The organism is Streptomyces sp. NPDC059166 (genome assembly GCF_042755185.1).
Taxonomy (GTDB): domain Bacteria; phylum Actinomycetota; class Actinomycetes; order Streptomycetales; family Streptomycetaceae; genus Streptomyces.
In genome coordinates this window covers 117,580-131,359 of record NZ_JBHZCI010000014.1, presented here as the reverse complement: position 1 = coordinate 131,359, position 13,780 = coordinate 117,580, and the positions used below count along the sequence as shown (strand labels likewise).

The following is a 13,780-nucleotide window of genomic DNA, read 5'->3' as shown; positions in this document are numbered from 1 at the left end:
TCACGCCGTCCGGGATCACCCGCTGTCCACCGCGGCGGGCAGTGGGTGATGGCGCGACGGGAGGCGTGCGACGACACTGGGAGGCATGTCGTCCGATCTTGGAATACCGTCCCGGCCACCCGCCGGTCCCGTCACCCCCGCGCCGAACCACCCCTCCGGCTCCGGTCTCCGATCACACTTCACCGACCTGCAGGAGGACCTGCGCAGAGCGGACGCCTCGTTGACGAGGCTCCTCGACCGCTGGGGGGCAGGTCCCGACGAGGGCTCGGAGCGGCTGGTCATCGTCCGCACCAGCCGTGAGGACCAGGCGATCCGGCTCAACGAGCTGGAGTACGGGGCCCGTTCCTCCCTTCTCGTCTTCCAGTCGGGGGCGAACACCGTGGCCCCGGTGCCGACGACCCTCCTCGACGAGGAGGAACCGCCGGTCGCGGACGAGGGCGAGGGACCGCCCGGTCCTCCGGAGCCCGTCGCGGAGGCCCCGGAACAGCAGCCGTCCGACGGTCCGCGCCCCGGCACACTGCGCTACGGCGGCAACCGCCAGGCCGCCTACCGGGTCGTCGTGGACCGGGCGTTCCTCTCCGAACCGGCGGCGCTGCGCGCGCTGGACGAGCGGCTGGCCGCCGGTCACGAGGTCCGCGTCGTGGACCAGCCGCTGATCAAACTGGTCGTGGCCGACGAGGAGACCGCGCTCGTCCAGCTGGAGCCGGGCCGTTCGCTGGAGCTCAGGCGCCCGCTGGCGCTGCTGGCCGTCGAGCTCTTCGAGTCGGTGTGGCGCAGATCGCGGCCGTATCTCCGCGAGGACGGCGATCTGAGCCCGATGGACCGCCGGATCCTGCAGCTGATGCTGTCCGGGCTGACGGACGCGGCGACGGCCAACCAGCTCGGCACGTCGCCGCGTACGGTGCAGCGGCGGGTGCGCGCGCTGATGGATCTGACCTCGGTCACCTCACGGGTGCAGCTCGGCTGGTACGCGATGCGCAACAACTGGGTCTGAGGGCCGCGCACCGGCGCGCGGCGGGGTCCGTCCCCCTCGTTCCGGACCCCGCCGGCTCTCACATGAGGCTCAGGTAGTCCTCCAGCGTCCGGCCGTGCAGCTTCTTCACCGGGTCGGTGACGCGGTCCGACATGGTGTTGTGCGCGAGGTAGTTGGTGACGACCCAGTTCAGGTCCCGGGCGTCGACGGTGCCGTCGTGGTCGATGTCGGCGGCCCGGTCGGCGCTGCCCCGTGCCTCGTAGACGGCCGCCGCGTCGCGGACGTCGATGACGTCGTCGCCGTTGACGTCACCGGCGACGAGCGCCGCCACGGTACCTGCGACGGTGCCCCCCGCGCCGCCGAAGCCGTCGGCCGCCATGACGACGTCCTCGTGCCAGGTGAAGTGGCCGGGGACGGCGATCTCCAGGCGGTAGGGCTTCGTGGTGGGGGTGAGCCCCGAGACCGACACGCGCCCGGTCCTGTCGACCTTCGGGGTGTACCGGGTGCCGTCGGGCGCGGTCAGGGTGACGTCGAAGCCGTCGAGGGTGTGGTCCCGTGCGTTGTCGAAGCCACGGTCCTTCGTCAGCAGTGCCTCGGCCGCCGGGCGGCCGCTGAAGGAGGATTCCGCGTTGAGCATCCGGACGGAGCCGTAGAACTGGATGTTCAGCGGCACCTTGGTGCCCGCGGCGTCGACGGCGAAGGTCGTCGCGCTGTTCAGGCCGGCGGACGCGGTCCAGTGTTCCCCGGTGACCTCGTAGGTCACCTTCAGCAGGGGCATCTCCCCGCCCGTCAGACCGTCCGTGCCGGGGACGTCGAAGGAGACCGAGGTGTTCGCGGAGACCCCGCTCCCGGTGTCCGTGCGGCGGATCGCGGAAGGGTCGTGCGCGGCCAGTTCAGGGGTGGGTTCGACGCCGACGAGCTTGATGTTGCGGTCGTCGTAGCGGATCTGGGAGGTGAAGGACTTCCAGTGGTCGAGGTCGTGGGCGGTGAGGGTGTAGGTCACGCGGTCACCCGCGCGGGCCGCGGGGGCGTCGGCCGCACCGGTCACGTAGGGCATGCCCTCCTTGATCAGGTTGATCACGCGTACGTCACCCACGTTGCCGGCGGCGTCCGTCGGCCAGAGCTTGAGGTACGTGGTGGGCGAGCCCGGCGAGAGCGGCAGGGATCCGGTGACCCGGCCCTCGCTGTCCGCGTTGCTGTGGCCGGTCGGGGCGTTGGGGCTGTAGGTGGAGTAGTAGAGCGCGTTGTCGTCCTGGCCGATGTCGAGTCCGGACCGGCGGATCTCGTCGGCCTGGGCGTCGAGCAGGGTTCCGGAGACGGTGAACGACGTGGCGTCGGCGGGCCGTTGGACGACCACCGGGTGGGACGGGTCCCACGCGCCGTAGGCGTCGTCGTAGCTCGGCGCCCGGGAGTCGACGTAGACGTCGCGCATCTCGGTGTCGGTTCCGCCCTGGGCGTCGGTTCCCACGATGCGCAGTCGGTAGCGGCCGTCCTCGATCCAGCGCCCCCGAGGGTCGACGGGGGTGGCGGCGCGGCCGGTGAACGGGAAGTACCAGGCACCGACGGAGGCGGGGCCGTAGTCGACGCCCTCGGTGAGACCGACGGTGTTGAAACCGCCCAGGTAGCCGAGGTCCTTGCCGCGGGCGTCGGCGAGGAACACGTCGACGCTGCGCAGCTGGCCGGCCATGGTGAGGTTGAAGGTCGCCGCTCCGCCGCCGACCGCGCCGTCGGGCGAGTTCTGCCCGGTCGACAGGACGGACTTGGTCATCTCGATCTTCTCGAAGCCCGACTTCGCGACGCGCATGCCGAAGGGGACGCGCAGCGTGGTGTGTCCCCTGCCGGCGAGGGGTGTCAGGGTCAGGTGGCCCTCGTAGTAGCCGGCGGGGGCGGAGGAGGGCACGTTCAGCAGGGCCCGTACCTTCGCGGAGCCGTGCCTGCCGACGGTGACCAGCGGGCCGGTGGCCAGGGTGATGTGCGCGGCCTTCGCGTCGGCGGAGGACCCCGCCCCCCGGGTGAAGGTGGTCGTGACGCGGTAGGTTCCGCGCTCGGTGCCGTGGTTGGCCAGGCGCAGGGTGTGGACGTCGGTGGTCCTGCGGCCCAGCGGGAGCACCCCGAGGTCCAGTGCGCCGGTCCGCTCGGTGAGCTCACCAGGGGTGCCGTCCACGGCGACGTAGGGCGTGCGGGCCGTCACGTCGATCGCGGCCGTGGCGTGCACGGCGGCGTACGGGTCGACCGCGCCCGCCCCGGTGTCGAAGACGCTGGTGTCGCCGGGCAGCGCGGTCGCGGTGTTCATCAGGGCGGTCTTGATGTCGTCGGGACCGAGGTCCGGATCGTGCTGGAGCATCAGCGCGGCGGTGCCGGCGACGTAGGGCGAGGCCATGGAGGTGCCGCTGAGCCGGGCGTACGCGTAGGTGTGGTCGCCTCCCTCCGGGTCGACGACGTCGGCCGGCACGGAGGACAGGACGCTGACGCCGGGGGCCGACACCTCGGGCTTGATGGCAGCGGTGCCGTAGACGGGGCCGCGGGAGCTGAAGGAGGCGAGTGAGCCGTTGCCCAGGGTGAACGTTCCGGTCGGGGTGAGGGACAGCCGGGCGGCGGGGTCGGCGGCGAGGGCGGCGCCGTCCGCGGCGGTCAGGGAGAACGCCGGCACATAGGACTGGCTCTCACCTATGTAGGACGGTATGTGTCCTTCCTCGGCGTTGTCGTTGACGAGGAGAACGGCCACCGCACCCTCGGTCGCGGCCCGCTTCACCTTCTCGTCGAGGCTGATGCCTCCGCGCTTGACGATGACGGCCTTGCCGGTGGCGTCCTTGCCGTTGTATCCGGCGGCCGTTCCGGTGCCGGCGTCGACGACGGGCCAGGTGCCGTCGGCCAGTTCGCCGAGACTGTCGTCGAACTTCCGGGCGAGCAGCCTGCCTTCGGCCTTCGCCCCACCGACGCCCAGGGTGTACTCGGGGAGGGTGACCGGCTCGTCGTGGGCCCCCACGGTCAGGGGCAGGGCGGCCGCGCCGGGACTTCCCAGCGTCTGGGGGCCGGGGCCGCTGTTGCCGGCGGCGATGACCGTGGTGACTCCGGCGAGCACCAGGTTGTCGGCGGCCAGCGACTGGGGGCTGAGCGGGTCGTTGACCGCCGCGCCGAGCGACATGTTGACGACGTCCATGCCGTCGTCCGCCGCGCGGTCCATCGCGGCGAGGATGTCGCTGGTCCGGCCGGTGCCGTACGGGCCGAGGACCCGGTAGGCGTACACCGAGGCGCCGGGGGCGACGCCGTGCGCCGCGCGCTCCTTCGAGGCCGCGCCCCGGCCGGCGACGATCCCGGCGACGTGCGTTCCGTGCTCGGTGTAGTACGTCGAGCCCCGGTTGGTCTCGGCCTGGCCGGACGCCTTCCAGTCCGCGTACGTCGTCTCCATGGGGTCGGAGTCGTCGTCGACGAAGTCGTAGCCCCCCTTGTAGGCGGCCTTGAGGTCCGGGTGGTCGTAGTCGATGCCGGTGTCGATGATGCCGACCTTGACGCCCTTGCCGGTGATGCCCTCGGCATGGAGGCGTGCGGGGCCGTCGCCTCCGTCGCCGCCGCCGGCGGTGGGGGTGGACGTGGGGCTCTTGCTCTCCGGGCCGGCGAGGGCCTTGACGGTGCTGTCGGGCCAGACGGCGGCGACCTCGTCGTGTTCCAGCAGGTCGGCGACGCGGTTGCCGGGCACACGCAGACCGACCCCGTCGAAGCTACGGGTGAAGGTGCGGCCGGGGCGGGGCGCCGCGGCCGTACGGCCGCTCTTCGCCTTGTCCTGGGGGAACATGTCCTCCAGCGCGCCGCGGAAGGTGTCCTGGGCCTTCTTCACGGCGGCGTGTGCCTCCGTGTCGCTGAGGCTGCGCCCCTCGGCGGCCGCCAGCAGCTTGGCCGTCCTGGCGGGTGGGGTGCGCAACTGCACGATCACGTCGACGGGTTCGGAGCTGCGCAGCGCCGCCTTGTCGGTGAGGTGCAGGCCCCCGATCTCGAGACCGGCCATCCGGTGCAGAGCCTGGAGCTCCTGCTCGTCCAGGGAGGACAGCAGCTTCTGTGCGGTGCCGGGGCCGTCGGCGGCGGGGGACGCGGCCACCGCCGCCGGTGCTCCGGCGGCCAGTACGGCCAGCACGGCCACCGCCGTTGTCAGTACGAGGCGTTTGCGCCCCGGGGCTCGCGTCGTCATTCGCTGGCTCCGCTCCGGTCGTCGTGGGCTGGTGCCACCGCGTGCGGGAGCGGTGGGGCAGGATCGCACGATCATCGGCGATCCGGGGCGGGGCGGGGAACCCTGGTCGCGGACGGGATTGCGACGTGGCAGGAACTCGCCAGGCCCGCTTCCGGCGTGCCCGAGACCGCCGTGCCCGTGCCCGCGTCCGGATCCGCGTCCGCCGGGTGTGCGGGCGGCGGACGGCTCACGGCTCACGGCGCACCGCGGGCAGCGGACGGCGAGCGGCCCACGGCAAAGGGGCGCGGGGCGCCGTGGAGGCGCGTGGCGGTTTGTCGCCGTGTCACACACTCGCCAGCCGACATGAGTGCGCGAGCCGTCGCCCGCTCGGTACACCGTGACCACGGCCCTCCGGAAGTCGCCGGGGCGCGCCGTGTCACCGACGAGTTCACGGCCCTTGCCCGGAAGCTCGCCATTGCGAAAGGCAGTTCATGTCCCGCTCCTCACCACCCCGAGGACGGCGGCTCACCGCCGCCGTCCTCGCGGCCGGCCTCACCGGCTCACTGCTGAGCCTGTCGGCCCTTCCCGCTCAGGCGGCTCCGGCGGCCGACGTCCCGCAGCCGCTGGGCGCGGCGGTCTCCGACTCCCCGAAGGAGGCCCTGGCCTCCGCACGTGACAAGCTCGGTTCCCACGACCGGACGCTGCTGCAGAAGGCCGAGAGCGGCAAGAAGGCCACGGTCACCGTGATGCTCGCCACCGCGAACGGGGACACCGAGGCGCTGCGCAAGAAGATCGCCGAGGTCGGCGGCCACGTCGGGAAGGCAGACGACGAGCTCGGCTACGTCCGCGCGACCGTGCCCACCGGGAAGGTCGACTCGCTGGCCGGGCTCACCTCGGTGCGCGCGGTCGACCTGAACGAGACGTACAAGATCCCCGACCCGTCGCCCGTCACCTCGCGGGACAGCAAGGGCGGCAAGGGCGGAGCAGCGAAGAACGGCCCCGCCGCACCCGGTGAGGACACCCCCGCCGACAACCCGTACCTCCCGGTCGCGGAGACCGGCGCCACCGGCTTCACCGCCGAGCACCCGTCGTGGGACGGGCGTGGTGTCACCGTCGGCGTCCTGGACACCGGTGTCGACGCGGCCCACCCGGCCCTGCGTACGACCACGGACGGCAAGCCGAAGATCCAGGACTGGGTGACGGCGACCGACCCGGTCACCGACGCGGACCCGACCTGGCTGGAGCTGCGGACCTCGGTCACGGCCGCCGGCGGCACCTTCCGGTACGGCGGTGCGGACTACAAGGCCCCCGACGGCACGTACAAGTTGGCGTTCTTCGACGAGAGCACGACCTGGGGCGGGGAACTCGGGGGCGACGTCAACAGGGACGGCGACACGAAGGACAAGTTCCCCGTCCTCTACCGCTCCTCCGACCACCGCATCTGGGTCGACGCCGACCTGGACCGCACGTTCGGCGAAGGCGACATTGTCGAGCCGTACGCGAAGAGCGGCACGTGGGGGACGTTCGGCACGGACGACCCGGAGACGGCGGTCGCGGAGTCGATGCCGTTCACCGTGGAGTACCGCGCCGGCGTCGACCTGTCGCCGCGCGGCGGCAGCAGCGTCGGCAAGACCGCCGACTTCGTCAACATCGGTATCGTCGCGGGCGCGCACGCCACCCATGTCGCCGGTATCACCGCGGGGCACGGGCTGTTCGGCGGGAAGATGGACGGCGCCGCACCGGGTGCGCGGATCGTCTCCGAGCGGGTCTGCCTCTTCGCTTCGGGCTGCACCGCCTACGCCCTGGCCGAAGGCATGATCGACGCCGTGGTGGACAAGGGCGTCGACGTCGTGAACCTCTCCATAGGCGGCCTGCCCGCCCTCAACGACGGCAGCAACGTCCGCGCGGTGCTGTACAACCGGCTCATCGACGAGTACGGCGTGCAGATCGTGTCCTCGGCCGGCAACGACGGCCCCGGCATGAACACCGTCTCCGACCCCGCGGTCTCCGACAAGGTCCTCGCGGTCGGCGCCTCCGTCAGCAAGGACACCTGGTGGGCCGACTACGGCTCGAAGGTGAAGGCGCGCCAGTCGCTGTTCCCCTTCTCCGCGCGGGGGCCGCGTGAGGACGGCGGGATGAAGCCCGAGGTCGTCGCCCCCGGCGCGGCGGTCTCCTCCATCCCGACCTGGCTGCCCGGTGAGGGCGTCCCCGACACCGGATACGGACTCCCGCCCGGTTACGGCATGTTCAACGGCACCTCGATGGCGTCCCCGCAGGTCGCGGGCGCCGTCGCGCTGCTGCTGTCCGCCGCCGCCCAGAACGGCACGAAGGTGTCGCCGCAGCGGCTGCGTACCGCCCTGACCAGCTCGGCCGAGTTCCTCGACGGCCAGCCGGCGTACGCGCAGGGCGCGGGCCTGGTCTCCGTCCCCGCCGCGTGGAAGCTGCTCACGAGGAACCCCCAGCCCACCGCGTACGCCGTGAAGGCGCCGGTGTGCGGTGCCCTCGCGGGTCTGCTCCCCACCCCGAAGTCCGGTACCGGTGTGTACAACCGCTGCGCGCCGGGCGACGGCGGCCAGGAGCTGCACCGCCCCAAGGACTACAAGGTGGAGCTCACCCGGACGGGCTCCGGCAGTCGCAGGGCCGAGTTGTCCTGGATCGGCAACGACGGCACCTTCGACGCCCCGCGCACCGTGGACCTCGCCGAAGGCCGCGCCACCGGGATCACCGTGCGGGCCAAGGCGAAGTCGGCCGGGGCGCACTCGGCGCTTCTCCGGGTCGACGACCCGGCGACGACCGGTGTGGACCTGCTGGTCCCGGTGACGGTGGTGGCCGCCGCCGAACCGGCGAAGCCCTCGTACGCGGTGTCGTCCGGCAAGGGTTCCGTGCAGCGCAACGAGACGCGCTCGCTCTTCGTGAGCGTCCCCGAGGGCGCCGCCGCGCTCGACGTGGACCTCGCGGGCGTCGTGAAGGACAGCCAGACCCGCTTCCTGGCGGTCGACCCCCAGGGCATGCCGGTGGACGTGACCGCCGCGGGCCGGTGCTACACCAATTTCTCCGACCCGCAGGACTGCACGACGACCTCGCGGACCTACGAGCGGCCGATGCCCGGTGTCTGGGAGTTCGAGGTGGAGGCCCGGCGCACCTCACCGGTCCTCGACAACCCGTACCGGCTGAACGCGACGGTCCGGGGGGCCATGCTCGACCCGGCGTCCTCGGTGGTCGACGAGGCGGCGCTGCACGCGCCGGTCGAGCGCTCGTTCAAGGCCGTCAACCGCTTCGCGCCGGTCACGGCACACGCGGAGGGCGGCTCGCTGGGCGCGCTGTCCGAGGCGCACCCGACGCTGGAGAACCAGAAGATGACCGGCAAGCAGATCGCGGTTCCGCGTGACGCCACCGGTCTGGAGGTGAGCATCGGCAACGCCTCCGACCCCGACGCGGACCTGGACCTCTATCTGATCGCCCAGTCCGGTGCCATGGTCGCCTCCTCGACCAACGGCGGTTCTCGTGAGTCGCTGACGGTGAAGGACCCGGCTCCCGGGTACTACCTGATCTACATCGCCGGTACGGACATCCCGTCGGGCAGCACCACCTTCGACGTCCAGGACACGATGTTCTCGAAGTCGCTCGGCTCGGTGACCGTGGACGAGGCGGAGCCCGTCCGTCTCACGCCCGGCAAGGCGACGACGATCCGCGGCCGGATCGTCCCCGACACCGCACCGGCAGCCGGCCGCCGGCTGGTCGGCCGGTTCTCGCTGGCGGGCGAGGACGGCACCACGCTGGGCAGTGCGGACGTGCTGCTCGGCAAGGTCACCCAGGCGCAGGCGACGGTCACCGGCTCGTTCGGGCCGGCGGTCGCCCTGAGCCTGGACGACCTGGGCCGGATCGCCGGATCCGAGCAGGTCTCCGGAGCGACCAGGCCCGTCCGCTGGTCCCCTGAGGGCGGCACGGAGCTGCTGGCCGACGGCGGCGCCCGCACCGGCTACGTGATCGGGCAGAGCGCGACGAAGGGGTACGCGACGGGTGCGCTCACGCTCGCCGAGGGGACCCGCACGGCCCTGTGGGACGCGGACGGGGAACTCACCACCCTGCCGATGCCCGACTGGGAGCAGTACAGCTTCGCCCGCGGCTTCGCCGTGGACGACGAGGGGACGGTGATCGGCAACGCCACCGGTTACCTCAAGAACCCCACGACCGGCGGAAGCCAGCAGGTGAACGACCCGTTCATCTGGGACGCGCAGCGCGGGTACCGCAGGCTCGCGCACCTGAGCGACGACCGCACCCTCACGGAGCCACTGGCGATCAGCAACCACGTGGTGGTGGGCCACTCCCACAAGGACGGCAAGCGGCACGCCGTCCGGTGGGACGCCGAGGGGCGGATCACCGACCTGGGCACCCTCCCGGGCATGGTCGAGAGCACGGCGAAGGCGGTCAACTCCTCCGGCACGGTGGTCGGCACCAGCGGTGACGACGCCTTCGTCCTCAGGCCGGGCGGCACGATGACCCGGCTGCCCGACTTCGGCTTCGACGCGAAGGCACTCGGTGTCAACGACGCCGGCTGGATCGCCGGCACGGCGGAGACCGAGCCGGACGGCACCACGGCCGTCGTCTGGGACCCGGAGGGCCGGATGTACGACCTGGGAGCGATGGTCGACCGCTCCCGGTGGGTGCCGACCGAGGGCATCGGCGTCAACAACCGCGGTGAGGTGGCCTTCTACGCCATGGACCTGAAGGACGGCGGATCGGTGAAGACCGTCCTGGCGAAGCTGCCGGGCTGACCGCCGGTCCCGCCCTCTCACGCAGACGGCCCTCCCGCCCCGGTCGCCCGGGGCGGGAGGGCCGCTTCGCTGCCGGAAGTTCCGTCAGCTCTTGAGGTCGGGCCGCTGGGTGACCCGCAGGCTGTTCACCAGGGTCTGCCCCTTGACCGGGGTCAGGGCCAGGTCCAGACGCCCGTCGGTGACCTTGACCGTGAAGGTCTTGGTCAGGGCCCGGTGGTCACCGCCCGCCTCCAGGGCGATGTCGACGTTGGACACCTTCTCGGTGCCCTCGGCGCTCACGTCGAAGACCCGGCGGCCTGGCTGCGTCGCCTTGAGCTCGGCGAAGCCCAGCTCGACGAGGTAGGTACCGCTCGGCACACCGTCGAACCGGTACTCCTTCGCCCCCTGGCCGGCGGTCCGGTAGAGCTGCTGCTCGTCCGTGCCCGTGACCGGGTCCGCCGACTTGATGAACTTCGGGTCGCCGATGTAGCCGTACGATCCGGCGATCCAGGCCCGGTCCGGGCCCCAGCTGTCGCCGGCTCCGTCGGTCACGGGGGAGCTGTTGCCCGACCCGGCGTCGACGGCTGCCTGGTAGCCGGGGACCACCACGGTGACCGGGAGTTCCACGACCGGTACCCGTCCGCTCTCGGACGCGATCACCACGGTGCCCTTCAGCACGGTGCCGGGCTTGGCCTGGCCGGTGGAGAAGGTGAGACCGACCTGCTTGCTCGCCCCCGGCTCCAGCGTCCCCTGCGCGGTGTCCGCGCTCACCCAGGAGGCTCCGCCCTTCTCCTTCACGGTCCAGGCCGCCGCGGAACCCGAGTTGGTCAGGGTGATCGCGCGCTCCCGGCTCTCACCGGCGGGGATGACGAAGTTCCAGCCCTCGCTCCGGTCCACCGCCACGGCACCGGTGAGCAGGGCGCTCTCGGTGTGCAGCACGGAGAGTCCCCGGAGTTCCTCGGTGCGCGAGACGCTCGCGTAGTGCGGTGAGGTGACCTCGACCGTGTACTCCTGCGGGTCGCTGACGGGGATCTGTATCAGGTACTGGCCGTCGGCGCGGGTCGTCGCGGTGGCGACCTGCTGCCCGCCTCCGGTGACGGTGACCTTCGCTCCGGAGACCGCCTTGCCGTCGTTGGCGTCGGTGACCGTGCCGGACACCACGGCGTTGCGCTCGGGCCGGAAGCGTACGGTCATCCCGTCCCGTACCGAGAGCTCGTTCGCGGAGTACTCGAAGCCCTGGGAGCCGTCGTGGTTCTCGGCGCCGATCGTCGCTCCGGCGCCCTGTTCGAAGCCCCTGCCACCCGCGTCGATGTCCTTGTAGTGGAAGGCGTAGGTGCCGTCCTCGCTGATCTCGGCGGAGAAGCTGACATGCCGGGTGGGGTCCTTCACCAGGACCATGTCACGCCACTCGACGACGTAACTGCGGTGCGGTGCGGCGCCCTTGACGCCGGTCAGGACACCGGAGGCGCCGTCCATCGCCAGGTCGTCCCAGAAGGGGTAGAGCACCCCGTCGGAACCGCCGGTGTCGGGGATCCGCCCGTTCACTCCGGACACGGTCAGCGAGCCGAAGACCAGGGCGCCGTCAACGGTCACCCACCCCTTCTCGTAGGTGCGCCCGTAGAGGGCGACGGGGAAGGGCGGGGTGACGGCGCTGTAGCTGCGCGTTACGCCGAGGTCGAGCCTGGTGTCACCGGTGGGGAAGGGCTCGTCGGTCTGCCGGCAGGTGGTGCCGGTGGGGTCCGTCCTGGTGAGCAGAGCGAAGTCCCTGGCCGCCGGACCGGCTTTGACCTCCATCGTGGTGCCGGCCGCCGCCGCGCACTTGTTCAGGGGTGTCAGGCTCAAGGAGTACTCGCCGACGGGCAGGGTCAGGGAGTACGCGCCCTTCGCGTCGGTGCTCGCCGTGACGGGCGTGTCCCGGACCTTGATCACCACATCGGCCTCGGGCCCTGAGTCGCTGGTCACGGTACCGGTCACGGTGCCGGTGGGGGCGACAGCCAGCTCCGCGTCCCGGGTGAGGGAGCCGTCCTCGGTGACGGTGACGCCGGCCGTCTTCGTCACGAAGCCGAACAGCGAGACGGTGAGCGTGTAGTTGCCGGCGATCAGCCGGGGGAAGGCGTATCCGCCGTCCTTCCCGGTGTGCCGGGTCGCGTGCATCGGGCCGTCCACGGCGACGAGGGCGTCACCGGCCGGGCCCTTCGCGGTGGTCACGGTGCCCTTCAGAGCTCCGAGGGAGTCGTGCGGGGCCGCGGTGACGGCGGCATAGGCGTCGAGTCTGCCCTCACCGTAGACGTGGTTGTCCGCGGCCGTTCCGCCGCAGGTGGTGTCGTCGACGTCGTGGGCGGTCGAGTCGAGCAGCTTCTCGGTCGCTGTGACGTCGCCCCGCAGGGACGGGGAGGCCGACCACATCAGGGCCACCGTGGCCGCGGTGTGCGGGGAGGCCATCGACGTACCGGACTTGGGCGCGTAGCCGCCGCCGGGTGCGGCGGAGCGGATGTTCGCGCCGGGGGCCGCGATGTCGGGCTTCATCGTGCCGTCAACGCCGGGGCCCCTGGAGGAGAAGGACGCGATGCGGTCGGTGATGTCGGTCGCGCCCGAGGCGTAGGAGTTGGCGTACGCGCCCGGCGATCCGACCGTGTCGCAGGTCGGGCCGTTGTTGCCGGCGGAGAAGGCGGGGAAGATTCCGGCGTCCCGCCAGGCCTGGACCATCGACCGGTACCAGGTGTCGAGCACGGCGGAGCCCCAGGAGTTGTTGACCACGTCCGGTGCCAGGTCGGGACGCGGGTTCTTGCCTTCGGAGTCGGTGGGGGCGAGGATCCACTGACCGGCCGCCAGGAGCGCCGCCTGGCTGCAGTCCTTGGTACCGCAGCCCTTCGCGGCGATCCAGGTGGCGCCAGGCGCCACGCCGATCGCGTTGCCCTCGCCGTCGTCACCGACCATGGTGCCCATGGTGTGGGTCCCGTGCCCTTGGTCGTCGCACGGACCACCGTCACCCAGGTTGGCGCAGTTGCCGGTGGCGTCGAACCAGTTGTACGAGTCGTCACGGCCGCCGTCGGCCTTCGTGCCCCGGTAGGTCGGGGCCAGGGCGGGGTGGCCCACGTCGACACCGGTGTCGATGCTCGCGACGACGACGCCCTCACCGCGTACGCCGAGCCCGTCCCACACCTGCGGGGCCTTGATCCGGTCGACGTTCCACTCCACGCCGTCGACCTGGGTCTCCTGCACCGCGGGCAGCTTCTCGGGCAGCGGTACGGGTTCGTCGGCCCGGATCGCGGCCACGTCGGAGCGCGAGGCGATCCGCTGGGCCAGCTCCTTGGTCCCGGTGACCTTGACGGTGTTGCTGATCCAGAAGCTCTGGTAGGGCGCGTCCGCCTTCTTCAGGAGGGACTTCAGCCCCGCCTGGGTCTTCCGGGCGTTCTCCTTGCCCGCTTCGAGGACCGCCTTGCCACGCGCGGTCCTGGTCTTCGCCTTCCTCGCCCCGGAGGTGTCCGGCTCGGAGTCGAGCTGCACCCAGAAGGACATCCGGTCGTGGTCCTCGAAGTCCGCGAGGACCTGGCCCTCGGCCTTCTGCCGCAGTGCGGTGGCGCCTTGGGGTGCGGCGGGCCCCGCCACAGCGGGCGCCGCCCCCAGGAAGGGCGCGCCGAGGGCGACGGCGAGGGCCGCGGCGAGCAGCCCTCTGTGCCGCGGTCTGGACTTGATCAACTGAAGCTCCTCGTATCGCCGGCCGGGTTCGTCCGGCCGGATGGATGACGCAGTACGCGCACGGGGGCGCGGCGGGGGGGGGCCGCCCCCGGGGCCCCGGGGCGGGGGGCCCCCCGGGGGGGCGGCCCCGGCCCGCGCGGGGGGGGGGCGGGGCGGGGGGGGGGGGGGTGGTGGGGGGGGGGGCCCCCCCCC

At 72.2% G+C, this 13,780-nt stretch carries 4 protein-coding genes; 2 read left to right on the top strand and 2 right to left on the bottom strand.

Going from position 1 to position 13,780, the window contains the following annotated elements:
- Positions 1 to 85 precede the first annotated feature (85 nt).
- Entirely contained in the window at positions 86 to 994 is a 909-nt protein-coding gene (locus ACFXOA_RS13390; protein WP_385026278.1) for a helix-turn-helix transcriptional regulator, read from the top strand.
- Between the two features lie 58 nt (positions 995 to 1,052).
- Here the strand turns inward: ACFXOA_RS13390 and ACFXOA_RS13385 are convergent, their stop codons facing one another.
- Complete coding sequence (locus ACFXOA_RS13385) at positions 1,053 to 5,156, bottom strand: S8 family serine peptidase (protein WP_385026275.1); 4,104 nt, start codon at positions 5,154 to 5,156, stop codon at positions 1,053 to 1,055.
- A 470-nt stretch (positions 5,157 to 5,626) separates the two neighbouring features.
- On the opposite strand from ACFXOA_RS13385, the gene ACFXOA_RS13380 reads away from it, so the two are divergent.
- On the top strand, positions 5,627 to 9,910 hold the full coding sequence (locus ACFXOA_RS13380; protein WP_385026272.1) for a S8 family serine peptidase: 4,284 nt from the start codon (positions 5,627 to 5,629) through the stop codon (positions 9,908 to 9,910).
- A gap of 84 nt (positions 9,911 to 9,994) precedes the next feature.
- On the opposite strand, the gene ACFXOA_RS13375 is transcribed toward ACFXOA_RS13380, so the two are convergent.
- Positions 9,995 to 13,588 (bottom strand): S8 family serine peptidase, encoded by a 3,594-nt coding sequence (locus ACFXOA_RS13375; RefSeq protein WP_385026269.1) that lies wholly within the window; start codon positions 13,586 to 13,588, stop codon positions 9,995 to 9,997.
- Positions 13,589 to 13,780: the final 192 nt, after the last annotated feature.

Coding starts and splice junctions, on each gene's coding strand:
- ACFXOA_RS13390 (WP_385026278.1), top strand. CDS start 86: ATGTCGTCCGATCTTGGAATACCGTCCCGGCCACCCGCCGGTCCCGTC.
- ACFXOA_RS13385 (WP_385026275.1), bottom strand. CDS start 5,156: ATGACGACGCGAGCCCCGGGGCGCAAACGCCTCGTACTGACAACGGCG.
- ACFXOA_RS13380 (WP_385026272.1), top strand. CDS start 5,627: ATGTCCCGCTCCTCACCACCCCGAGGACGGCGGCTCACCGCCGCCGTC.